At 68.1% G+C, this 21,273-nt stretch carries 21 protein-coding genes; 13 read left to right on the top strand and 8 right to left on the bottom strand.

Annotated features, from left to right (window positions below; genetic code table 11):
* Nucleotides 1–133: 133 nt before the first annotated feature.
* Nucleotides 134–763 carry a TetR/AcrR family transcriptional regulator gene (locus tag G6N46_RS04160; RefSeq protein WP_138249261.1) on the bottom strand — a complete coding sequence of 210 codons (630 nt, stop codon included), beginning with the start codon at nt 761–763 and terminating at the stop codon, nt 134–136.
* Nucleotides 764–776: 13 nt separating this feature from the next.
* Nucleotides 777–2,390, bottom strand: a complete 1,614-nt coding sequence (locus G6N46_RS04165; RefSeq protein WP_138249260.1) for a PucR family transcriptional regulator — start codon at nt 2,388–2,390, stop codon at nt 777–779.
* Between the two features lie 115 nt (nt 2,391–2,505).
* Here G6N46_RS04165 and G6N46_RS04170 point away from each other — a divergent pair, with 115 nt between their 5' ends.
* The 8 genes from G6N46_RS04170 to G6N46_RS04205 all read left to right on the top strand — a co-directional run bounded on the left by G6N46_RS04170 (nt 2,506) and on the right by G6N46_RS04205 (nt 11,812).
* Nucleotides 2,506–4,005 (top strand): CoA-acylating methylmalonate-semialdehyde dehydrogenase, encoded by a 1,500-nt coding sequence (locus G6N46_RS04170; RefSeq protein WP_133427375.1) that lies wholly within the window; start codon nt 2,506–2,508, stop codon nt 4,003–4,005.
* A gap of 27 nt (nt 4,006–4,032) precedes the next feature.
* Nucleotides 4,033–5,415, top strand: a complete 1,383-nt coding sequence (locus G6N46_RS04175) for an aspartate aminotransferase family protein (RefSeq protein ID WP_138249259.1) — start codon at nt 4,033–4,035, stop codon at nt 5,413–5,415.
* A 15-nt stretch (nt 5,416–5,430) separates the two neighbouring features.
* The gene (locus G6N46_RS04180) at nt 5,431–6,159 is read left to right on the top strand and encodes a (Fe-S)-binding protein (RefSeq protein ID WP_064858138.1); all 729 of its coding nucleotides are present in this window, start codon (nt 5,431–5,433) and stop codon (nt 6,157–6,159) included.
* The gene (locus G6N46_RS04185; RefSeq protein WP_138249258.1) at nt 6,156–7,622 is read left to right on the top strand and encodes a lactate utilization protein B; all 1,467 of its coding nucleotides are present in this window, start codon (nt 6,156–6,158) and stop codon (nt 7,620–7,622) included. Before G6N46_RS04180 ends, G6N46_RS04185 begins: the two co-directional genes overlap by 4 nt.
* Nucleotides 7,619–8,233 (top strand): LutC/YkgG family protein, encoded by a 615-nt coding sequence (locus tag G6N46_RS04190; protein ID WP_138249257.1) that lies wholly within the window; start codon nt 7,619–7,621, stop codon nt 8,231–8,233. The genes G6N46_RS04185 and G6N46_RS04190 overlap by 4 nt, the downstream gene beginning before the upstream one ends.
* Complete coding sequence (locus G6N46_RS04195) at nt 8,230–9,723, top strand: adenylate/guanylate cyclase domain-containing protein (RefSeq protein ID WP_234880651.1); 1,494 nt, start codon at nt 8,230–8,232, stop codon at nt 9,721–9,723. Before G6N46_RS04190 ends, G6N46_RS04195 begins: the two co-directional genes overlap by 4 nt.
* A 21-nt stretch (nt 9,724–9,744) precedes the next feature.
* The gene (locus tag G6N46_RS04200; protein WP_138249304.1) at nt 9,745–10,869 is read left to right on the top strand and encodes an epoxide hydrolase family protein; all 1,125 of its coding nucleotides are present in this window, start codon (nt 9,745–9,747) and stop codon (nt 10,867–10,869) included.
* A 109-nt stretch (nt 10,870–10,978) separates the two neighbouring features.
* Nucleotides 10,979–11,812, top strand: a complete 834-nt coding sequence (locus G6N46_RS04205; protein ID WP_138249256.1) for a type IV toxin-antitoxin system AbiEi family antitoxin — start codon at nt 10,979–10,981, stop codon at nt 11,810–11,812.
* A 55-nt stretch (nt 11,813–11,867) separates the two neighbouring features.
* Here the strand turns inward: G6N46_RS04205 and G6N46_RS04210 are convergent, their stop codons facing one another.
* The 4 genes from G6N46_RS04210 to G6N46_RS04225 form a co-directional block, all read right to left on the bottom strand.
* Nucleotides 11,868–13,241: a purine-cytosine permease family protein gene (locus G6N46_RS04210; RefSeq protein ID WP_138249255.1), complete on the bottom strand. Its 1,374-nt coding sequence runs from the start codon at nt 13,239–13,241 to the stop codon at nt 11,868–11,870.
* Nucleotides 13,242–13,245: 4 nt separating this feature from the next.
* The gene (locus G6N46_RS04215) at nt 13,246–14,130 is read right to left on the bottom strand and encodes an EamA family transporter (protein WP_138249254.1); all 885 of its coding nucleotides are present in this window, start codon (nt 14,128–14,130) and stop codon (nt 13,246–13,248) included.
* 137 nt (nt 14,131–14,267) lie between these two features.
* Complete coding sequence (locus G6N46_RS04220) at nt 14,268–14,513, bottom strand: hypothetical protein (RefSeq protein ID WP_406801995.1); 246 nt, start codon at nt 14,511–14,513, stop codon at nt 14,268–14,270.
* Between the two features lie 108 nt (nt 14,514–14,621).
* Nucleotides 14,622–15,443 (bottom strand): acyl-CoA thioesterase domain-containing protein, encoded by an 822-nt coding sequence (locus G6N46_RS04225; RefSeq protein WP_163692586.1) that lies wholly within the window; start codon nt 15,441–15,443, stop codon nt 14,622–14,624.
* Between the two features lie 85 nt (nt 15,444–15,528).
* Between G6N46_RS04225 and G6N46_RS04230 the strand changes: the two genes are divergently transcribed.
* From G6N46_RS04230 to G6N46_RS04240, 3 genes are read left to right on the top strand one after another with little or no spacing between them, the layout of a single operon-like run.
* On the top strand, nt 15,529–16,452 hold the full coding sequence (locus G6N46_RS04230) for a LysR family transcriptional regulator (protein WP_138249251.1): 924 nt from the start codon (nt 15,529–15,531) through the stop codon (nt 16,450–16,452).
* Between the two features lie 29 nt (nt 16,453–16,481).
* Nucleotides 16,482–17,291: a serine hydrolase gene (locus tag G6N46_RS04235; protein ID WP_234880650.1), complete on the top strand. Its 810-nt coding sequence runs from the start codon at nt 16,482–16,484 to the stop codon at nt 17,289–17,291.
* 9 nt (nt 17,292–17,300) lie between these two features.
* Complete coding sequence (locus G6N46_RS04240) at nt 17,301–17,774, top strand: RDD family protein (RefSeq protein ID WP_138249250.1); 474 nt, start codon at nt 17,301–17,303, stop codon at nt 17,772–17,774.
* 4 nt (nt 17,775–17,778) lie between these two features.
* On the opposite strand, the gene G6N46_RS04245 is transcribed toward G6N46_RS04240, so the two are convergent.
* Complete coding sequence (locus G6N46_RS04245; RefSeq protein ID WP_138249249.1) at nt 17,779–19,290, bottom strand: carboxylesterase/lipase family protein; 1,512 nt, start codon at nt 19,288–19,290, stop codon at nt 17,779–17,781.
* A 79-nt stretch (nt 19,291–19,369) separates the two neighbouring features.
* On the opposite strand from G6N46_RS04245, the gene G6N46_RS04250 reads away from it, so the two are divergent.
* On the top strand, nt 19,370–20,068 hold the full coding sequence (locus tag G6N46_RS04250) for a hypothetical protein (protein WP_138249248.1): 699 nt from the start codon (nt 19,370–19,372) through the stop codon (nt 20,066–20,068).
* 3 nt (nt 20,069–20,071) lie between these two features.
* Here G6N46_RS04250 and G6N46_RS04255 read toward each other — a convergent pair whose 3' ends face one another.
* Nucleotides 20,072–20,302 carry a hypothetical protein gene (locus G6N46_RS04255; RefSeq protein WP_138249247.1) on the bottom strand — a complete coding sequence of 77 codons (231 nt, stop codon included), beginning with the start codon at nt 20,300–20,302 and terminating at the stop codon, nt 20,072–20,074.
* A gap of 136 nt (nt 20,303–20,438) precedes the next feature.
* Between G6N46_RS04255 and G6N46_RS04260 the strand changes: the two genes are divergently transcribed.
* Nucleotides 20,439–21,272 (top strand): class I SAM-dependent methyltransferase, encoded by an 834-nt coding sequence (locus G6N46_RS04260; protein ID WP_138249246.1) that lies wholly within the window; start codon nt 20,439–20,441, stop codon nt 21,270–21,272.
* The last annotated feature ends 1 nt before the right edge of the window (nt 21,273 follow it).

Genomic DNA, 21,273 nt, shown 5'->3' on the forward strand with positions numbered 1-21,273 from the left:
TCACTCGATTGGATCAAGTGATCCAATAATTTCGACGGCCGAATGTGCTGTTTGAGCACGTTCATCAGCCGCGAGCGCGACGAAAATGCACGCTATTTGCGGCGTGTTGCCGTACAGACACGGCCGCTCGCGGTTAAGAGTTCAAGAGGCGCTCGGTGCCGCCGACGACGAACGTCACGAGATCTTCGTAGAACGCTTCGAGGGCCGGGGCCGACAGCTTGGCGCGGTCCCATTCGTCGGCGCGGCTCAGGCCCTGCACGAAGCCCATGATCGACACCGCCCAGCGCGCCTCGAGCCGCTCTTCGTCGGCGTTCGGGAAGGCGCGCCGCACCTGTGCCAGCAGGGCGACCCGCAGCTTGGGCTCGATGGTTTCGTCGGCCGGACCGGCCTGGGTGATCTGCGCCATGATCTTGATCCAGCGCATCCCGCGGGTACGCTGCCGGCGCAGCAGATCCAGGTAGGGCGCCGTGACGGCGCGGACCAACGCGTCGGGCGACGGCGCGGCCGAATCCGCCGCCAGCACATCGACATTCGCCTGGATGGCCGAGCCCACCGCGGCGCCGAGGTCCAGGACCACCGCGCGCAGCAACTCGTCCTTGGAACCGAAGTGGTAGTGCACCGAAGCGGCCCCGAGGCCGGCCGCGGCGTTGACCGAGCGCACCGAGACGGCGTCCACGCCCTGCTCGGCGAAGAGCTTCTCGGCCGTCTTCACCAACTTGGCGCGGGTGGCATTGCCCTGGCGGTTCTGCGATGTGCCCGACACGGTCAGAAGCATGTCACAGCGGCGCGCCGGCGCCACCGAAAGCGTTGCGTGTCTCCAGGATCAGCAACGCCACGTGCAATGAGGTAGCCGACTCGCCGTCGGCCAGATCGACGCCCAGAATCTGCTCGATCCGGTTCAGCTTCGCGTACAGCGACGGGCGGCTCAGATGCAGTCGCGACGCCAGCGCCGTCTTGTTGCCGCCGAGTTCCAGGTATCCGCGCAAGACGTCGAGAAGCGCGTCTCCGGTTTCGATGTCGTGCAGGATCAGCGCGCGCAACTCCCCTTCGGCGAAGCGCTGCACCCGCGGGTCGGACCGCAGCATCGAGAGCAGTCCGCGCAGCCGGATGTCGGCGACCCGGAAGCAGACGCGCTGCGACGCGGGCAGTGACAGCGCCGCCTCGGCGACGTGGGCGGCATCGGTGATGCGGTGGATCGCCTCGATCAACGCCGGCGCCGGGGTGCCGAGACCGAGCACCAGGCCGTGGGCGTCGACGGCGCGCTCGGCATCGCGCCGCAGGGCCCGGCCCAGCGGCTCCAGCGCGCTGCCCACACGCGTGTTGAGCGACAGCACCATGGCGATTTCGCCGGGCCCGCGAAGTGAGAACAATCCGGTGTGCCCCAATGCCTTCACCGACCGCGTGACGACGTCGAGCAGGCGCGCGCTGCGGCGTTGTTCGGAGACCGGGTCGGCGTCAGCCGCCCAGCCCGCGATCCGCAGCGTCGCGGGCAGGTACTGCGCCGCCGGCCGCAGGCCCAGCGCGAAGGCACGCGCGGTCGCCTCGTCCTCGAACCGGATACGCTCGCGCGCAACGTCTTCCAGCAGGCCGGCCTGCGCCTGGTGTTCGATGTCAGTGCGGCCGCGCTCGGCCATGCGGTGCAGCACCAGCGCCTGGGATGCCCGCTCCAGCACCATGGTGAACCTGGCCGCCACACCTTCGGCGGTGCTCAGCGCGATCAGGCGGCCCCATGCATCGTCGCCGCGGCCCACCTCACTGATCACCCAGTCGTCCGTCCGCTCGGCCCCGGTCTCGTGCTGACGCGACCGACGTTGCCAGTCGCGCAACACATCTGGGGTGGGACGGCCGGCCGTCGCCACCGCGATCGCCTGGTGGTTGAGGTCCTCGAGGACCACGGGTGCACCGAGCAGATTCGCCGCGGCCTCGGCGATTCCGGCGGGCGTCGCCCGGCGCATGCTCAGGTCGGTGAACACCTCGTGCGTCTGTCGCGCGAAATCGACCTCCTGGTACTGGTCGGCGACGATCACCCGGTGCACCTGTTCGGTCACCTCGACGAACTTGATCACTCGGCGCACCGCCACCAGGGCCAGCCCTAGTTCCTCCGCGATCGCGCCGACGTTGACCGGCAGCGGCACGGCGCCCGCACCGAGTTCGACGACGACGCCGACGGCCTGCGCGGCGGCCACCGACCGCAGGTAGTCCAGCGGCGCGGCGCGCAGCGCGGCACCCGTGGTCAGCACCAGTTCGCCACCCTGCAGGACCTCCGAGAGATCCGGGACATCACTGACGTGGACCCAGCGGATCGGGCGATCGAATCCGGTCGCGCAGAGAATCTCGGGTTCGCCCTGCTGGATGACCGGCAGGGCGACGATCTCGGCGACGGTCGGCATTTACAAAGTGTAAATCCACATCCGGAACCTGATACAGATTGTCGGCCGATTCGGAGGTCGCCCCGGGGCAAGCTGAGTGCACACCCAGTACCGACCAGGAAGGCCTACTTCGACGATGACCACCTCGCAGACCATCTCGCACTGGATCAACAACGACGTCTTCACCGGATCCTCGGGACAGTCGGCACCGGTCACCAACCCGGCCACCGGCCAGGTCACCGGACAGGTGGCACTGGCCAGCGTCGAGGACGCCCAGACCGTCATCAACGCCGCGGCAGCCGCCTTCCCGGCCTGGCGCGACACCTCGATCACCAAGCGCGTGCAGACGCTGTTCGCCTTCCGCGAGCTGCTCAACGCCCGCCGCGGAGAGCTGGCCGCGATCATCACCGCCGAGCACGGCAAGGTGCTCTCCGACGCCATGGGCGAGGTCGCCCGCGGTATCGAGGTCGTCGAATTCGCCTGCGGCATCCCGCATCTGCTCAAGGGCGGCTACGCCGAGAACGCCTCCACCAACGTCGACGTCTACAACATCCGGCAGGCCCTGGGCCCGGTCGCCATAATCGCGCCGTTCAACTTCCCGGCCATGGTGCCGATGTGGTTCTTCCCCATCGCCATCGCCGCCGGCAACACCGTCGTCGTCAAGCCGTCCGAGAAGGACCCGTCGTCGTCGCTGTGGATGGCCGAACTGTGGAAGGAAGCCGGCCTGCCCGACGGTGTCTTCAACGTCCTGCAGGGCGACAAGACCGCCGTCGACGAGCTGCTGACCAACCCCGCCATCAAGGCCGTCTCGTTCGTCGGCTCCACCCCGATCGCGCAGTACGTCTACCGGACCGCCACCGCCTCCGGCAAGCGCGTGCAGGCCCTCGGCGGCGCCAAGAACCACGCCGTGATCCTGCCCGACGCCGACCTGGACCTGGCCGCCGACAGCATGGTCAACGCCGGCTTCGGTTCCGCCGGTGAGCGCTGCATGGCCATCTCGGCCTGCGTCGCGGTCGGTCCGATCGCCGACGACCTGGTCGCCAAGATCGTCGAGCGCGCCGCCGCCATCAAGACCGGTGACGGCGCCAAGGGCTCGGACATGGGCCCACTCATCACCAAGGTGCACCGCGACAAGGTGGCGTCCTACATCGACGCGGGCGAGGCCGAAGGCGCCAAGGTCGTGCTCGACGGCCGCAATGTCACGGTCGAGGGTGCCGAGAACGGCTTCTGGCTGGGCCCGACCCTGCTCGACAACGTCACCCCCGAGATGAGCGTCTACACCGATGAGATCTTCGGCCCGGTGCTGTCGGTCGTCCGCGTCGAAACCTACGACGAGGCACTGGAACTGATCAACAACAACCCGTACGGCAACGGCACCGCGATCTTCACCAACGACGGTGGCGCGGCCCGGCGGTTCCAGAACGAGGTCGAGGTCGGCATGGTCGGCATCAACGTCCCCATCCCGGTTCCCATGGCGTTCTTCAGCTTCGGCGGCTGGAAGGCGTCGCTGTTCGGCGACACCCACGCCTACGGACCCGAGGGTGTGCAGTTCTTCACGCGCGCCAAGGCCGTCACCCAGCGCTGGGCCGACCCCAGCCACGGCGGCATCAACCTGGGCTTCCCTGAGAACAACTGATCACGCCACCCAGACAGAGGACCCGACATGACCCTCGCCGCAGACCACGTCCTGCCCGCAGGCCACACCATCGACTCGATGCGTGCCGAAGCCGAGCGTGCCTACGCGCTGGACCGCGCCCACGTCTTCCACTCCTGGTCGGCCCAGGCCGCGCTGAACCCCATGACCATCACCGCCGCCGAAGGCAGTTACTTCTGGGACGGTGACGGCAACCGGCTGCTCGACTTCTCCTCGCAGCTGGTCAACACCAACATCGGCCACCAACACCCGAAAGTTGTTGCGGCGATCCAGGAGCAGGCCGCCAAGCTGTGCACCATCGCGCCACAGCACGCCAACGCCGCACGTTCCGAGGCCGCCCGGCTGATCACCGAGCTGACCCCCGGCAACCTGAACCACGTGTTCTTCACCAACGGCGGCGCCGACGCCAACGAGCACGCCATCCGCATGGCGCGCCTGCACACCGGCAAGCACAAGGTGCTCGCCCGCTACCGCTCCTACCACGGTGGCACCGACCTGGCGATCAACCTGACCGGTGACCCGCGACGGTTCGCCAACGACCGCGGCGCGGCCGGCGTCGTCCACTTCAACGGACCGTTCCTGTACCGCTCGGTGTTCCACGCCGAGACCGAGGAGCAGGAATCGGCCCGCGCCCTCGACGAACTGCAGCGCGTCATCGAACTCGAAGGCGCGTCGACCATCGCGGCGATCATCCTGGAGTCCATCCCGGGCACCGCCGGCATCATGGTGCCGCCGCCCGGGTATATGGCCGGCGTCCGCGCGCTGTGCGACAAGTACGGCATCGTGATGATCGCCGACGAGGTCATGTCCGGCTTCGGCCGCTCCGGAAAGTGGTTCGCCATCAACCACTTCGATGTCGTCCCGGACCTGCTGACCTTCGCCAAGGGCGTCAACTCCGGCTACGTGCCGCTGGGTGGCGTCGCGATCAGCGACGCCATCGCCGCCACCTTCGCCGAGCGCGCCTACCCCGGTGGCCTGACCTACTCCGGCCACCCGTTGGCGACCGCGGCCGCGGTCGCGACGATCAACGCGATGCGCGAGGAGGGCATGGTCGAGAACGCTGCCCATCTGGGTGCCGACATCATCGGGCCGGCTCTGCGGGACTTCGCGCAGCGCCACCCCAGCGTCGGTGAGGTGCGCGGCGCGGGCGTGTTCTGGGCCGTCGAACTGGTGAAGGACCAGAAGACGCGGGAGCCGTTGGCGCCCTACGGTGGCAGCAGTGAGGCGATGAACGCCGTCGTCGCGTTCTGCAAGGAGAACGGGCTCATGCCGTTCACCAACTTCAACCGCATCCATGTGGTGCCGCCGTGCAACGCCGCCGATGACGACGTCCGTGCCGGGCTGGAGATTCTGGACCGCGCCCTCGACGTGGCGGACCGGTACGCAAAGTAGGGGTACTGTCGGCCGGTGCGGATAGCCCTGTTCGCGACGTGCCTGGCCGATGCCATGTTTCCGGCTGCCGCCATCGCCACGGTGCGGTTGCTGGAACGGCTCGGCCACCAGGTGGAGTTTCCCGCCGGGCAGACCTGCTGCGGGCAGATGCACGTCAACACCGGTTACCTGCGCGAGGCCGTGCCGCTGGTGCGCAACCATGTGGAGGCATTCGCCGGCTTCGACGCGATCGTGGCGCCGTCGGGGTCCTGCGTCGGGTCGGTGCGACATCAGCATGCGATGGTGGCGCGGCGCGCCGGTGACACCGGACTGGCGGCCCGCGCCGAATCGGTTGCGGCACACACCTTCGAGCTCTCCGAGTTCCTGGTGGACGTACTCGGCGTCGACGACGTCGGCGCCTACTACCCGCACCGCGTCACCTATCACCCGACGTGCCACTCGCTGCGGATGCTGGGCGTCGGTGACAAGCCGCTGCGACTACTGCGCAACGTCCGGGGCCTGACACTCGTCGAACTGCCCTCGGCCGAATCCTGTTGCGGCTTCGGTGGCACATTCGCCTTGAAGAACGCCGACGTGTCCACGGCGATGCTCGAAGACAAGATGGCGAACATCACGACGACGGGCGCCGCGGTGTGCACCGCCGGTGACGCATCGTGCCTCATGCACATCGGCGGAGGCCTGAGCCGGACCGGCAGTGGGGTCCGCACCGTGCACCTGGCCGAAATCCTGGCGGCCACATCGTGACCGCGGTGTTCCTCGGGCAGCCGGGTGTGGGGAATCTCCGTGGCGATCATAGTTTTCCGGCGGCGGCGCGGACAGCGCTGGCCGATGAGCAACTGCGACGCAATATCGGCCATGCCACCGGCACCATCCGCGCCAAACGCCTTGCCGCCATTGCCGAATGCCACGACTGGGAACAGCTGCGTGCGGCCGGCAGCGCGCTGAAACAGGATGTGCTGGCGCGGCTGCCCGAACTCCTGGAGGAACTGGAAGCCAACGTCACCGCGCGTGGCGGCACCGTGCACTGGGCCCGCGCCGGCGACGAAGCCAATCGTATTGTCGCCCAGCTCGTCCGGAACACCGGCAGCACCGAGGTCGTCAAGGTGAAGTCCATGGCGACGCAGGAGATCGGACTCAACGAATATCTCGAGGGCGCGGGCATCACGCCCATCGAGACCGACCTGGCCGAGCTGATCGTCCAACTCGGACACGACAAACCGAGTCACATCCTCGTCCCGGCGATCCACCGCAACCGGACCGAGATCCGGGACATCTTCGAACGCGAGATGCCCGGCGCGGGCGACCTCACCGACGAACCCCGGGTACTGGCGATGGCCGCCCGCGCGCATCTGCGACGAAAGTTCCTGTCCGCCAAGGTCGCCGTCAGCGGCGCCAACTTCGGGGTCGCCGAGACCGGCACCCTGGCGGTCGTCGAATCCGAGGGCAACGGGCGGATGTGCCTGACGCTGCCCGAAACCCTGATCACCGTGATGGGCATCGAGAAAGTCATCCCGCGGTTCACCGACCTCGAGGTGTTCATGCAACTGCTGCCGCGGTCGTCGACCGCGGAGCGGATGAACCCGTACACCTCGATGTGGACCGGTGTGCATCCCGGCGACGGGCCGCAGCGGTTCCACCTGGTGCTGCTCGACAACGGCCGCACCCGGGCGCTCGCCGACGAGGTGGGACGTGCTGCGCTGCACTGCATTCGGTGCAGCGCGTGCCTGAACGTCTGTCCCGTCTACGAGCGCACCGGCGGACATGCCTACGGCTCGGTGTACCCGGGACCCATCGGCGCGACCCTGAGTCCCCTGCTGACCGGGACCACCGGACGTGACGATCCGAACGCGACCCTGCCGTACGCGTCGTCATTGTGCGGCGCGTGTTTCGAGGCCTGCCCCGTCCTCATCGACATCCCGTCGATCCTGGTGCATCTGCGGGCCGCGCAGGTGGACCAGGAACGAGGCGGGCTCCCGTCCGGACAGGATCTGGCGATGAAAACCGCGGGCTGGGCCATGGGGTCCGCGGCGCGGTTCGGGTTGGCAGAGAAGGTTCTCGGCGCGGGGCGACTGCTCGCGGGCACGGACCACCGCATCAGCCGGCTACCCTGGCCGGCGTCGAAATGGACTGCGAGCCGCGACATTCCGGCACCGCCGGCGGAGACGTTCCGGCAGTGGTGGGCCCGCAACCGGGGCGGCGAACAATGAGCGACGCACGAACCGAAGTGCTGGGCCGGATCCGCGCGGCTCTCGGGCCGGCGACGGCAGCGGTCGAGGTGCCACGCGACTACGACCGTCACCGGCTGACAGATCGGGGCAACGTCGCGCGATTCGCCGAGACGGTGGCCGACTACCAGGCACAGGTCCACCGCGTCGACGCGAGCGAGGTGGCCGCCACGATCGAGGCGCTCGTCGGCGCCGGCACGGCTGTGGTCCCGGCCGACTTGCCGCCCGACTGGGTCACCGGCATCCGCGCCGTCGTCGACGACCCGCCCGTCGGCCTCGACGTGTTGGACAGCGTCGATGCGGTGGTGACCGGCTGTGCCCTCGGCATCGCGGCGACCGGAACCATCGTGCTCGATGCCGGTGCGGCACAGGGCCGGCGCGCGCTGACGCTGGTGCCCGACCATCACGTCTGCGTCATCCGGGCCGACCAGGTAGTCGATACCGTGCCGCAGGCCTTCGCGGCACTCGACCCGTCGCGTCCCCTGACCTTCATCTCCGGACCGAGTGCGACGAGCGACATCGAGTTGCAACGCGTCGAGGGTGTGCACGGCCCGCGCATTCTGAACGTGGTGATCGTCGAGGGTGTCCGGTGACCGACCCCGTCGCGACCCGGCCGAGCGCCACCTCCATCGCGCTCCGCTACACCGTCGGATTCACCTTCGCCTACCTGCTGACCACCGCCGAGGTCGTCGCGACCGTGGTATCGCTGTGCGCCGAAACCCACAGTGCCGCCAGTTCGTTGCTGAGCCGGGCGAACCTGCTCCCGCTGGTCGCCGTGGTCACGCTCGGCACGCTGGTGGTGGCGATCGGCAGTTATCGCAGCATCGTCGACAGCGCCCGCTGGTACGCCGCCGCCGCGATACCCGACCAGGCCCAGCGACGCCGCGCCGTCACCGTCGTGCAGCGGCAGGCGGCCCTGTCCGCCGTGGTGTGGGCCATCGGCGGTGCCACCCTGATCACGACCAATCACCAGCCGATACCGGCGACGCTGCTCGCCATGACCGCCATCTTCGGCGCCATGTCGACGCTCAGCACCGGCATGCTGTTCACCCAGCGCGGCTACCGACCCCTCGCGGCCGCGGCCACTCAGGACTATCTGGGCCGGGCCGGCACGCCCGGGGTGCTGGCGCGCCTGGTGATCATGTGGGTGATGAACAGCGCGCTGCCGAGTCTGTTCATCGCCGTGCTGATCATCTGCCGCCACATGGGCTGGTTCATGCCCAAATCGGCGTCGGTGGACATTCCCGTCGTGGTGGTGGCAGCGGTATCGGTGGCACTGGGGCTGCGCGCACTGATGGTGGTGTCGCTGTCGATCTCCGATCCGGTGCGCGACGTCGTCGAGGCCATGGCCGAGGTCGAACGGGGTCAGATCGGCCGCACCGTTCCCGTCTACGAGCAGTCCGAAATCGGCCGCCTGCAAAGCGGATTCAACCGCATGGTGACCGGACTGCTCGAGCGCGACCGGCTCCGGGACCTCTTCGGCCGGCACGTCGGCCCGGACGTGGCGCGTCTGGCGCTGTCGTCCGACAAACCGGTGGCCGGCGAAGTGCGCGATGTCGCGGTGCTGTTCATCGATCTGACCAACTCGACCCGGATGGCCGAAACCATGGCACCCGCAGATATCGCCGCGGTGCTCAACGACTTCTTCCGGATCGTGGTGGCCGCCGTCGACCAGCACGGCGGCCTGATCAACAAGTTCCAGGGCGACGCCGCGCTGGCCATCTACGGGGCTCCCCTGCGCTCGGACACCGCGGCCGCCGATGCCCTGGCGACGGCTCGCACGCTCGGTGTGGCGTTGCAGCAACTACCGGTGATCGACTTCGGCATCGGGGTCAGCGCCGGCAGTGTGTTCGCCGGCAACATCGGCGCCGAGAACCGGTATGAGTACACCGTGATCGGTGACCCGGTGAACGAAGCCGCCCGGCTGGCCGACGTCGCCAAGAAGGAGCCCCACCGGACCCTCGCCTCCGACGCGGCAATCAGCCTGTGCGACAACGCAGAACGAGGGCACTGGCGAAGCAGCGGCAGCCGGATGCTGCGTGGACGGTCGAGCCTCACGCACACCTCCGTACCGATCGACTAAGAATGGATACTTGTGACCGACATCGTGCCTTTTCAGATCGCCGTGCCCGACGAGGTGCTGGACGATCTGCACCAGCGCCTGACCAACACCCGCTGGCCCGAGGCCGAGTGCGTCGATGACTGGAGCCAGGGCATCCCACTGAGCTACACCCGCGCGCTGGCGGATTATTGGGCGGACGGCTATGACTGGCGGGCCCGCGAGGCCGCACTGAACCGGTTCGACCAGTACGTCACCGAGATCGACGGCCTGGACATCCATTTCATCCATCAGCGGTCGCCGCACCCCGACGCGCTGCCACTGATCATCACGCACGGGTGGCCCGGGTCGATCGCCGAGTTCCAGAAGGTCATCGGGCCGCTGACCGATCCGACCGCCCACGGCGGACGGGCCGACGACGCGTTCCACGTGGTGTGCCCGTCACTGCCGGGCTACGGCTTCTCGGGTAAACCCGCCGCCACCGGCTGGGGTGTCGAGCGGACCGCGCAGGCGTGGGACGACCTGATGGTGCGACTCGGCTACCCCCGTTACGGCGCGCAGGGCGGCGACTGGGGTGCGGCGGTGACCACCCAGATCGGGCGAAACGTGGGTCATTGCATCGCGATTCACACCAACATGCCGATGGGCCGACCTGCCCCCGGCGCCACGGAGTTCACCGCCGAGGAACAGCACGCACTGGCGGCGCTGAAGCACTACCAGGACGTCGATTCCGGCTACGCCAAGCAGCAGTCCACCCGTCCGCAGACGCTCGGCTACGGCCTGGTCGACTCACCGGTGGCGCAGCTGGCGTGGATCGTGGAGAAGTTCTGGTCCTGGACCGACCACGACGGTGATGTGGAGAGCGCACTGAGTCGCGACGAGATGCTCGACGACGTGATGATCTACTGGGCCACCGCCACCGGGGCATCGTCGGCCCGGCTGTACTGGGAGAGCTTTCGCGTGTTCGGCGGCGGGCAGCAGAAGGTCGAGCTACCCACCGGCGTGGCGTCGTTCCCGAAGGAGATCCTGCGGGCACCGAGGTCCTGGTGCGAGAGCGGCTACAACGTCACCCACTGGACGACGATGCCGCGCGGTGGTCACTTCGCGGCATTCGAGCAACCCGAGTTGTTCGTCGACGACGTGCGCACGTTCTTCGCGACGGTGCGCTGATCGGCTACCCCGACGAGTGTTATCCCCAGTGTGAGTTCTATACACAGGATCGGCCCGAAATCGGTGCGTGGGCCTCACAGTCGTCGGTGCCGCCCACGACCGTGTCGCCATGGGACCATTCATCGGCAGCCGGGCGGTGCGGCGTGGCGCACTGACCAGGAGAACTCTGGCCCGCGACTACCGACCAATATTTCGGGACGTCTACCTGGCACGCGGCGTCGAGCTGACGGCGCAACTCCGGGCCCAGGCTGCGTGGCTGGAAAGTGGTGCGCCGCTATGTGGGCTATCTGCGGCCGCCCTATTCGGAACCAGGTGGTTGGACTCGCAGCAGCCCGCGGAGATACTGCGTGCCAACCGCCGCTCCCCGGCCGGAATGATCGTGCGGTCGTGGGTTGTCTGTCCCGATGAACTCTGCGTAGTCGAAGGCATCACACTCACGACGCCCGCGCGAACAGCCTTCGACATCGGCCGGATTCATCCTGCGCACCAAGCGATACCGATACTCGATGCACTGTTGAATGCCACCCGCATCAAGCCGGCCGATATCGCTGCGGTAGCTGATTCGCATGGTGGCGTCCGCGGAGCCGCCAGGTTGCGCGCATTGCTCGACCTGGTCGACGGCGGGGCGGAGTCACCACAGGAGAGCAGGCTCCGGCTGCTGTTGGTACGTGCTGGACTGCCACCGCCCGAGACACAAATCGAATTCCGCACACTGCGGATCCGGGTGGATATGGGCTGGACCCAATGGAAGGTGGCGGTCGAGTACGACGGCATCCAGCACTGGACCGATCGGAGCCAGCGGTCGTGGGACATCGACCGGATCGCGCTACTGGAGGCCGCCGGGTGGACGGTGGTCCGCGTCAGCGCCGAGATGCTCTCGCGACCGCAGGTCATCATCGACCGGGTGCGCGCAAAGCTGCGCGCAGCGGGCTGCGCCATCTGATCAATGTGAGCCCTGTGCACGAAACTTCGCCGATTTCCGTGCACAGCACTCACAGTCAGGAGCGCAGGCGCCGGTAGCCGCCGTAGGTCACCAGTGCGACAACGAAATTCACGAAGTACGCGATGTCCGCACCGTGCCACGCGACGGCGACGGGACCTTGCAGCAGCGTGGTGTTCATGAACGGGATCGCCGCGCCGTAGGCCACGGCGAACGCGACGAGCGCGGCGATGGCGTCGGCGCGCGGCGTCGCCTCCGCCGCCGGATCCACGGTCGGCCGGCCGCGGCTGCGGCGGCGCCAGTCGACGATCACGATGGCCGCGAAGGCCGGAATCCAGTAGCTGATCAGGAGCAGCACATTGGTGAATCGCGTTGCGGTGTCGCCGGTGTGGAGCCAGAGAATCAGACCGAACGCCAGCGCCGTCACCACCAATGAGGACACCGGCCGCCGCACGCGCACGCCCAGCGTCTGCAGCGCAAGGGAACCGCTGTAGTCGTTCATCACGCCCGAGCCGACCGACGCCAGCGCGATGACGGCCAGCGCGATGGCACCCAGGGCTCCCCCGCCCATCACCGACCGCACGCCCTCGGCGGTCTGGTCGGTGATGAGACTCCCCGCAGCGATGCCGATGGTCTCGACGAACACGTAGGCGGTGGCCAGTCCGGCGAAACTGAACCCGAACACCTTGCGCGGCGCGGAATCCGCCGGGAGGTAGCGGCTGAAATCGGCGGCATAGCTGGCCCAGGACACGGCCAGGCTCAGCGCGATCGTGACCGCCAGCACGAAGGCACCGGCGAGGTCGGCACCATGCGCGGTGGCCGGCGTGACGACCTGGTGTCCGGCAACGAGTTTGACCGCGAACACGACGAACGTCGCGAACAGCACCACCGTGAGAACGGCCTGCAGTCGATGGATCAGCTCGTAGCCGATGAACCCGACCGCGCCCTGCACGCCCAGCACGATCAGCACGGCCGCCCAGAACGGGATACCGAGCAGCACCGCCAGTGCCTCGCCGCCGAACAGACCGACCAGCGCGTCCCACGCCACCGACGAGAGCCATTGCAGGACAGCGGGTACCGCGATCAAGCCGCCGAAAGCCATCCGCGCACCGGGCAATTGCGCGGTGCCGGTTCGGGGACCCAGCGTGGAGAGGTAGCCGACCACCAGTGACCCGAGCACCGTGCCGACGAGCATCGCCAGCATCGCCAGCCAGAATCCCAGACCCAGCGCACCGATCATCGCGCCGGTGAAGACGCACGTCATGTTGATCTGCGGCGCGAACCACACGGTGAACAGCCGGCCCGGTGTGCCGTACCGGCGGTCGGCCGGAACCGGGGCGATGCCATGGGTTTCCACCGACATGTCCCCGGCCCGGCTGGGGGTGCGGCCGGTGAACGACGAGGCGGTGAGCGCGGTGGCCGGTGGCGTCATGCCCCTATTCGACCACGAGGGCCGGTTCGCGGTGGCCTGCCCCGGCCACGGGTCGCGCACCGCGGCGGGCGGCACCGACACCGGCCAGCACGACAAGTGCGATACCGGCGATGGCAGGCAGGCCCGGCACCTGATGCAGGATGAGCAGCCCGAGCATCATGGCGAAAGCCGGCTCGAGGCTCATGAGCGTGCCGAACGCTGCTGCAGTGAGGCGCTGCAGCGCCAGCATCTCCAGAGTGAACGGGATGGCGGGCAACAGGATGGCCAGGCCCAGGCCGGCCAACAGCAGGTGCGGCGTCAGATGGCCGATGACCGACGGCCCCGCCACCATGGTGACGACCAGCCCGGCGACCGGCATGGACACCGCGAGCCCCGTGATGCCGGTGACCTCGTCGCCCACGCGCTGGGTGAGCAGGATGTAGGCCGCGAGGCAGACCGCCGAAGCCAGCGCGGCCAGTACCCCGACGGGGTCGACGGCGGCGGCCCACGGTTGCGTCAGCAATACGACGCCGGTGCCGGCCATCGCCGGGAACAGCAGCCGCCCGCGGCCGCGTCCCTTGGCCACTGCGACGGCAAGCGGCCCAAGGCATTCCAGGGCGCTGGCGGTGCCGAGCGGGATGCGCGAGACCGCCACCATGAACAGCAGGGTGAACCCGGCGGTGGTGATGCCGAGCAGGACGCACGACACGAACGCCGAGCGCGTGAAGGACGCCGGCCGCGGCCGGACGAACAGCAGCATCAGCACGCCCGCCCACGCGAGGCGGAGCCACGCCACACCGGCCGGCCCGACACCGTCCATCAACTTCACCGCGAGCGCCGCGCCCAGCTGCACCGACATCATCGACGCGACGGTCATGAGTGCGCCGTTTCGCGCCGCTGCGGTGGTCATGCGTGTATTGAACGGGAACCAGAATGTTCATGTCCACGTGATAATCGTGGACATATCGTTCGCAATTCATGAATGAAGCCGTTGTTGCAGCGACTGCAACAACGGCCCCTTCGTGATCCGGATCAGAACCGAATCGATCAGAACGTCGGAACGAACGTGCCGTTCACCCAGACGCCCCAGTGGTTCCATCCGGCATCCCAGACCTGGGGATTACCCATCGACCACGCCGGTTCAGCCGGCTTCGGGGGTGCCCATGCCGGCGGCGCCGTCACGGTGGGCCCGGGAGGCGGCGTCATGCCGGCCGTGGCCATGCCTGTGCCGACACCTGCGGCGCCGGCGAACAGTGCACCGGCAACAGCAGTGGTGACAGCTGTTTTCTTCATCCTCATCGCGATCCTCCAATCAGATGATTGCGGGGTGTCCACCCCACGGATTGCTCGGACAGTCCTTGGTTACCGCATGCATCCCATCGCTAAACCTTCTGCAGCGCTTCAGACCTCGCGCCTGATCCGCTCCGGGAACCGGCTGTGGCCGAAGTCGATCTGGGCGGCGGGATTGCTGACCGCGGTGGTCAGGCCGGTGCCGATCGGTCCAGCGCTGTCGTACAAGGTGGTGGCACCGACCGCGATGCCGTGGGCCGCCCAGTGCGTCTCGGCCTCGACGCCGACCCAGTCGTCCTGCGGCAGCCGCGTCAACGCCACAGTGAGGTCGCCGTTGATGTAGCCGATGCCCGCGGTGCCCAGATTCGTGACCATGCTGGTGCCCTCGGCCGTCACCGCGGCACGGACGAACGGGGTGTTGACCTGCCCCTCGATGACGTCGATGGGCCGGTTGACGTAACGCTTGCGGCCGGTGTTCTGATGCTCGGCGATGGTTCGCGTCCAGCCGACACCGTCACTGCTGATATACGGTGCCAGGCCGTCGTCGATCACCGCGGGCGGCTCGAAATCGGTTGTGCCGAACCACTCCTCACCAGCGGGCGCCTCCGCGAGCCGATACTGCACCAGCGTGGCCCTGGCGACAGTCACGCCGTCCTGCACCACGTCACACTCGGAATTGCGCACCCGTCGCCCGTCCCGCACCAACTTCACCGCGGTCGTCGTCGGCACCCCGCGCGCGGCGCGGAACAGGTCGACGGTGAGCCGGGCCGGAAGAAAGTCGGGTAAACCGAACGCGGCCTCCAGCGCGTGCGCGGCCAGCCCCACCACCGCCGGGCCGTTGAGGTGGTCTTCACCCCACAAGCTCTGGGCGAAACGGGTCGGCTGCACCCGATCGGCGTCGATCGGGACGAAGTGGGCGGGGCGTGCGGTCATTTTCGGATCGTCGCACATTGGCTAAATATTCATAACTTCGGGCCGGAACACGCAGAATCGTGCAGATTCCCTGGACAATGATGGGATGGACACCCGCCGGCTGCGCCTCCTGCTGGCGCTGTCGCGCCTGGGGTCGATGCGAGCCGTCGCCGAGAACCTCAATCTCACGACGTCGACGGTGTCGCAACAGATCGCTGCGCTCGCCAAGGAAACCGGCACCCAACTGATCGAACCGGAAGGGCGCCGGGTCAGGCTGACACCGGCCGGACAGCGCCTCGCCGACCATGCGGTGACCATCCTCGCCGCCGTCGACGCGGCGCGCCTCGACCTCGATTCCGGCGCCGAACCCGTCGGCACCCTGCGGATCGGCGGCTTCGCGACCGGCATCCGCGTCTCGCTGCTGCCGATCCTGGCGGAATTGACCCGGGAACACCCCGGAATCGATGTTGCGATAAGCGAATACGAGCCCATCGAGGCGTTCGCGTTGCTCACCGACGACGACCTGGACCTGGCCCTGACCTACGACTACAACCTGGCTCCGGCCTCCCCCAGCCCGCTCCTGGAAGGCTTTGCCCTGTGGTCGATTCCATGGGGGCTGGGCCTGCCGGCCGATGAGGCGAACGGACCAGCCGAACTGTCCGAGTACGCGGACCGGACCTGGATCGTCAACTCCCGCAACACCGCTGACGAGGACGCCGTCCGCACACTGGGTGCGCTGAGCGGATTCACCCCGCGCATCGCCCATCAGATCGACAGCCTGGAACTGGTCGAGGACCTGATCGTCGCCGGGTACGGCGTCGGGCTGCTGCCGCTGGAACGGCCCACCAGCGCGGGCATCAAGGTCGTCCCGTTGGCCGGGCCGACGGTGATCCACACCGCCTACGCCGTCACCCGCAAGGGCCGCACCAATTGGCCACCGCTGCGGGCGGTGCTCGACCGGCTTCGGCCGGGCGACGGGCCGGTGCCGTTGCCGACGTGGCCGCGCCCAGAAGCCGTCGGCCCCGAATGACACTGACCGAGATCTGGGAGGCTACCGGCGTGAAACTGCTCAGGGCGGCACTGGTCGCGACACTTCTGACCGGGACCGTACTGCCCGCCGCCCGCGCCGAATGCACCGGCGCGTGCGATGCCCAGCAGCGCGTCGCGGCGGCTGACGCCTACCTCGCGACCCGGCCCGGCACCGTCGGCTACGTGCTTCGCGACCGCAAAACCGGTGCGGTGTACCGCAATTCGCACGCCGGGGACATGGTGTGGACGGCCTCGACCATCAAGCTCGGCATCATCGTGGATCTGTTCGCCCGGCAGAGCGCCGGGCTGCTGCGGCTCACCGACAACGACATCGCCCTCATGGGCAAGATGCTGCACACCTCGGACAACGACGCCGCCGACACCCTGTGGACCCGGTACGGCGGCCCCGACCACACGATCTTCAACAACGACTTCCCGCATTTCGGCATGACGCGCGTCCAGCCGCAACGGGGTTTCGGAGACATGTTCCCCTACTGGGGTTTTCAGAAGTCGACCACCGATGATCTCGACCAGATGGTGAACTACATGCTGACCCGGCTGCGGCCCAACGAGACGGCCTGGATCGTCAATGCCATGCAGCACGTCGACCCGATCCAGCAGTGGGGTGTGTGGGGCGCCGGCCCGGGCATGGCGCCCGGCAACAAGGACGGCTGGTCCGACGAGCAGGGCGGCTGGGTGACCAACACCGTCGGATTCGCCGGGCCTGGACAACGTTTCACGCTCGCCGTCATGAACGCGCTGAACGGCGCCGGCGGCAACGCGGACGGTCAGGCCACGACTACGCGGCTAAGCCAGATATTGCTGGCCGATCGGCAGTAAATTGACGCCATGACCTATGGCGAGAACTACCCCACCTCGGGCGCTTACGGCGCACCCACCCCGGTGCATCCAGGTGACCTGCTGCCCCGCTTCTTCGCGCGGTTCATCGACGGTCTGATCGTCGGCGTCCTGGCCTTCTTCGGCGCCTTCTCGATCGGCTCGATGTCCGACGTCATGGTGACCGGCCTGTTCTCCGGGCTGGGCACCTTCCTGTACTTCGTGCTGTTCGAGGTGCTGGCCGGCGCGACGCCCGGCAAGATGCTGCTGGGCCTGAGTGTTCGTGGTCCCCACGGGATGCCGAAGCCCGACTTCAAGCAGTCGGCCATCCGTAACTCGTTCACCCTGCTGACCATCATCCCGTGGGTCGGCGGGCTACTGGCGTTCATCGCGTACATCTACATCGCCGTCACCATCAGCTCCAGCCCATGGAAGCAGGGCCGGCACGACGAACTCGCCGGCGGTACTCAGGTGGTCAAGAAGTAGCGCCCTAGCCGTTGACCAGCGAAAAGCCTTCCCAGGCTTGACGCTGCTCGGAGCGGGGGTCGTATTCGACGCGGGTCTTGCGGTCGAAGACGAGCACGGCGCGATCGTCGGCGTCGTACCGCGGCCAGCCCTCGCCGGGGACGCCCGTCCGGGCGAATGCCCGCCACCGGTTCTGGACGTCGTTACTGATCCGCAGCGCCGACTTGCGGTCCAGGGCGGCGGTCAGCACCGAACCCAGCGGGGTCCGGTACACGTCGAAGACCGCGAGCAGTTCGGTGGCGTGCGTGGCACCCAGACCCGTCCAGTGCAGCGCCGGCGGCGCATAGTCGTACCGGTAGGCGTAGGTCGGCGCGTGGCGCATGTGCGCCGCGGCGATCTCCCAGGACGCGGTGCCGAAGGCGAAATCGCCGCCGAGCTTGATGCAGGCGTCCGCCGATTGCGGATAACCCGGATACGCCCCGGTGATCCGGGCGCGCCGTTCCGCCGGGAGGTGAGCGAGGATGCGTTCGATCATGGCCTCGTTGGTGGGCAGCAGCTGCATGAACTTGGTGAACAGCCGGCCCTCGTCGGCATTGCTGCCAACGATCAGCGGCACCTGGTGGGCCCGCCCCTCGCGCATCGCGACCATGGGGTCTTCGGGCAGGAACTCGGTTCCGTACGCCGGCCCGGCCGGGAAGGCACCCGGCATGTCGCCGACGGCACCATGAATGACGCGGTCCAGCGCGGCCATCAGCTCAGCCGGTCTCGCCGACATCAGCGCGGCGGCACCGTCCCGCTCGCCGGCTCCCAAGGCTTCGGCGAACTGCTTCGCGAACTGGGCGGCCGCGTCGGGTGAGCGCACCATGCCGCTGGCGGGGCTCTCCGCAATCGCCTGGTGGAAAAGACCTTTCGCCTGCGGCACGGCGAGCAGCGTCGCCACGGCGTGGGCCCCGGCGCTCTCCCCGAAAATGGTCACGTTGTCCGGATCGCCGCCGAACACGGCGATGTTGGTCCGCACCCACTTCAGCGCCGCCACCAGGTCCCGCAGGAACAGATTGTCGTCCAGCGGGTGCTCCGCCGTGGCCAAGGTGGACACATCGAAGCAGCCGAGCGCACCCAGCCGGTAGTTGGCCGAGACGAAGATGCAGCCGCGCCGCGCCAGCGCGGCACCGTCGTAGATCGGGGTCGCGGAACTGCCGAGGATGTAACCGCCACCGTGGATGAAGAACATCACGGGCAGCGGCTCACCGGTGGGCTGCTCGGGCGTCACCACGTTCAGCGTCAGGCAGTCCTCGCCCATCGGCTGGTACTTGCCCACGCTCAGCATCGTGTACTTGCGCTCCTGCGGCGCGCAGTAGGTGAAGCCATGGCAGTAGCGCACGCCGCGCCAGGGCTGGACGGGTTGCGGGGCCCGGTAGCGCCACGGACCCACCGGGGGCCGCGCGTAGGGTACGGAACGCCAGCGGTGCACGCCGTCGCGGGTGAACCCCTCGATGGTTCCGCTGTCGATAGTCACGCGGACGGTACGTTCGTGCATAAATGGACACTATCGAAAATCTGTAATCCTCGGGGTGCCTGAACCGCGTGTTGGGGTGGTGCCGGTTACCCTGGCGGGCATGCGACTTCCGGTGGCCCTCGCGGCATGTGCCCTGGTTGCCGGTTGTGCCGCCAATTCGGACCAGCACGGACAGCCCGGCGTGGCGATCTCCGAGCCGTCACTGTCGGCCACCGCACCGGCGAGTCGTCCCCCGGCTCCGGCGCCCAAGGCCGCGCCCACGACGCCGCCGCCCGCGGGTGCGCCCGTCGCCGACGTGATCGCCTGGGTGGAGGCCGGCACGCCCGCCGACCCGGCCGGGTTCCACACCGCGACACGCGACGGCGCGCCCACCGATCTGGGCACCGACATCGCGTTCACCACGGCGTCGGGCGCCAACTGCATCACCGACAAGGGCTTCAACGGTGCACTGGCATGCCTGATGCACCTGACGTCCCCACCGCCGCAACCGGCCGACACCTACGGCCACTGGGTCGGCGGCTGGGTCGATTTCGAAGGACCCACCGCGGAAGTCGGTTCGGTACACGGGGATCCAGGGCGTTTCAACGCCGGCACCGGACCCAAACTGAAGGACGGCCAGAGCCTGCGGTTCGGCGACTATCAATGCCGCGCCGACGCCACCGGGCCGGTCTGCGTGAATTACGCGCGCCGTACCGCGGTCCGGTTCAGCAACGCCGGCATCCAGACCTTCGGTTGCCTGACGCCGGTGCTGCCGGCGCCCGAAGGCGTCGGGCTGAAGTTCGCCTGCACGACAGCCTGAGCATCAATTCGCCGCCGCGACAGTCGCTTTCGGTTCGTGGACGGTCGGGCCCGGCGCGGCTTCGTAGAGCGCTTCGATCTCTGCGGCGTACTTCTCGACGACGGGGCGCCGTTTGAGCTTCATGGTCAGCGTGATCACGTCTCCGGCGGTGCGCAGTGCGACGGCGTCCGGATCGATCGCCGCTGTCAGCTGGAACGCTTCACACAAAGTGGTCGGATGCTGCGCTTCAGACATTCCGGTGTCCCTCCTCGATGGGCCTCATGATCGAAGCACATCGCCGGCGTCTCATGGCACCACAGCGCGAAATCCACAGGGCGCTAAACATTTTGGGCTGAACGTTCAGCGCCAATGGGGGCGTATGGTCGGAACGATGGGAATAGCTGTGACGTCGCTGACGCCTGTCGAACAGACTGCTCTGCTCACCGTGTACGCGCGGGCTCTGGACAACCGCAAGCCCCGCTCGATTCTCCGCGACACCTGGGCGGACGCCGCCGTCGCGGCAATCGACTATGACTTCGCCGCGCTGGGCGTCCAGACCAGCGTGGTCTGCCAGACCGCGCTGCGCGCCAAGATGCTCGATGCCCGCGTATCGGCGTTCACCGCAGCACACCCTGATGCGGCCGTGGTCGATCTGGGCGGTGGCCTCGACAGCGGCTTCTATCGGGTGGCCCCACCGCCGACGGTCGATTGGTACACCGTGGACCTGGCCGCCATTTCTGCGCTGCGCGACCAGATGCTGCCGGCGAACCCCCACTCTCATACGGTGGTGGCGTCGGTTGCCGAAACGAACTGGGCCGCAACGATTCCTGCGGACCGTCCCACCATGCTGGTGGCAGATGGCCTGTTCGCATTCCTGACCGAGCCCGTCATCGCCGGCGTGTTTCGCAGTGTCACCGCACACTTCCACCGCGGCGAGCTGGCGTTCAACGACTACGGACAGTTCGGGCCGGTCAGCCTGGCGGCGTTCAAGTACCTGCCGCAGAAGATGTTCAAAGACGTTGGCAGCCAACTGGGTTATGCGGGTTTCAAGGATGCACGTCACCCCCTGACGTGGAATCCCCGAATGCAACTCGTCGAAGAAGCCAGCCTGGCCCACCAGCCCGAGGTCGACCTGTTTCCCCGGGTGCTACGGATCGCCACCCGGCTGACGGGGCGCACCCGCGCGGGCGCGCGGAAGGCCCGGATCCTGCGCTACCGCTTCTGAA

This window comes from Mycolicibacterium phocaicum, assembly GCF_010731115.1.
GTDB classification, from domain to species: domain Bacteria; phylum Actinomycetota; class Actinomycetes; order Mycobacteriales; family Mycobacteriaceae; genus Mycobacterium; species Mycobacterium phocaicum.

What these genes read in the sequence shown, in the direction of transcription:
- G6N46_RS04170 (WP_133427375.1), top strand. Translation starts at nt 2,506, where the DNA reads ATGACCACCTCGCAGACCATCTCGCACTGGATCAACAACGACGTCTTC.
- G6N46_RS04245 (WP_138249249.1), bottom strand. Translation starts at nt 19,290, where the DNA reads ATGCACGAACGTACCGTCCGCGTGACTATCGACAGCGGAACCATCGAG.
- G6N46_RS04255 (WP_138249247.1), bottom strand. Translation starts at nt 20,302, where the DNA reads ATGTCTGAAGCGCAGCATCCGACCACTTTGTGTGAAGCGTTCCAGCTG.
- G6N46_RS04210 (WP_138249255.1), bottom strand. Translation starts at nt 13,241, where the DNA reads ATGACGCCACCGGCCACCGCGCTCACCGCCTCGTCGTTCACCGGCCGC.
- G6N46_RS04250 (WP_138249248.1), top strand. Translation starts at nt 19,370, where the DNA reads ATGCGACTTCCGGTGGCCCTCGCGGCATGTGCCCTGGTTGCCGGTTGT.
- G6N46_RS04240 (WP_138249250.1), top strand. Translation starts at nt 17,301, where the DNA reads ATGACCTATGGCGAGAACTACCCCACCTCGGGCGCTTACGGCGCACCC.
- G6N46_RS04260 (WP_138249246.1), top strand. Translation starts at nt 20,439, where the DNA reads ATGGGAATAGCTGTGACGTCGCTGACGCCTGTCGAACAGACTGCTCTG.
- G6N46_RS04165 (WP_138249260.1), bottom strand. Translation starts at nt 2,390, where the DNA reads ATGCCGACCGTCGCCGAGATCGTCGCCCTGCCGGTCATCCAGCAGGGC.
- G6N46_RS04220 (WP_406801995.1), bottom strand. Translation starts at nt 14,513, where the DNA reads ATGAAGAAAACAGCTGTCACCACTGCTGTTGCCGGTGCACTGTTCGCC.
- G6N46_RS04190 (WP_138249257.1), top strand. Translation starts at nt 7,619, where the DNA reads ATGAGCGACGCACGAACCGAAGTGCTGGGCCGGATCCGCGCGGCTCTC.
- G6N46_RS04215 (WP_138249254.1), bottom strand. Translation starts at nt 14,130, where the DNA reads ATGACCACCGCAGCGGCGCGAAACGGCGCACTCATGACCGTCGCGTCG.
- G6N46_RS04225 (WP_163692586.1), bottom strand. Translation starts at nt 15,443, where the DNA reads ATGACCGCACGCCCCGCCCACTTCGTCCCGATCGACGCCGATCGGGTG.
- G6N46_RS04230 (WP_138249251.1), top strand. Translation starts at nt 15,529, where the DNA reads ATGGACACCCGCCGGCTGCGCCTCCTGCTGGCGCTGTCGCGCCTGGGG.
- G6N46_RS04205 (WP_138249256.1), top strand. Translation starts at nt 10,979, where the DNA reads ATGGGACCATTCATCGGCAGCCGGGCGGTGCGGCGTGGCGCACTGACC.
- G6N46_RS04175 (WP_138249259.1), top strand. Translation starts at nt 4,033, where the DNA reads ATGACCCTCGCCGCAGACCACGTCCTGCCCGCAGGCCACACCATCGAC.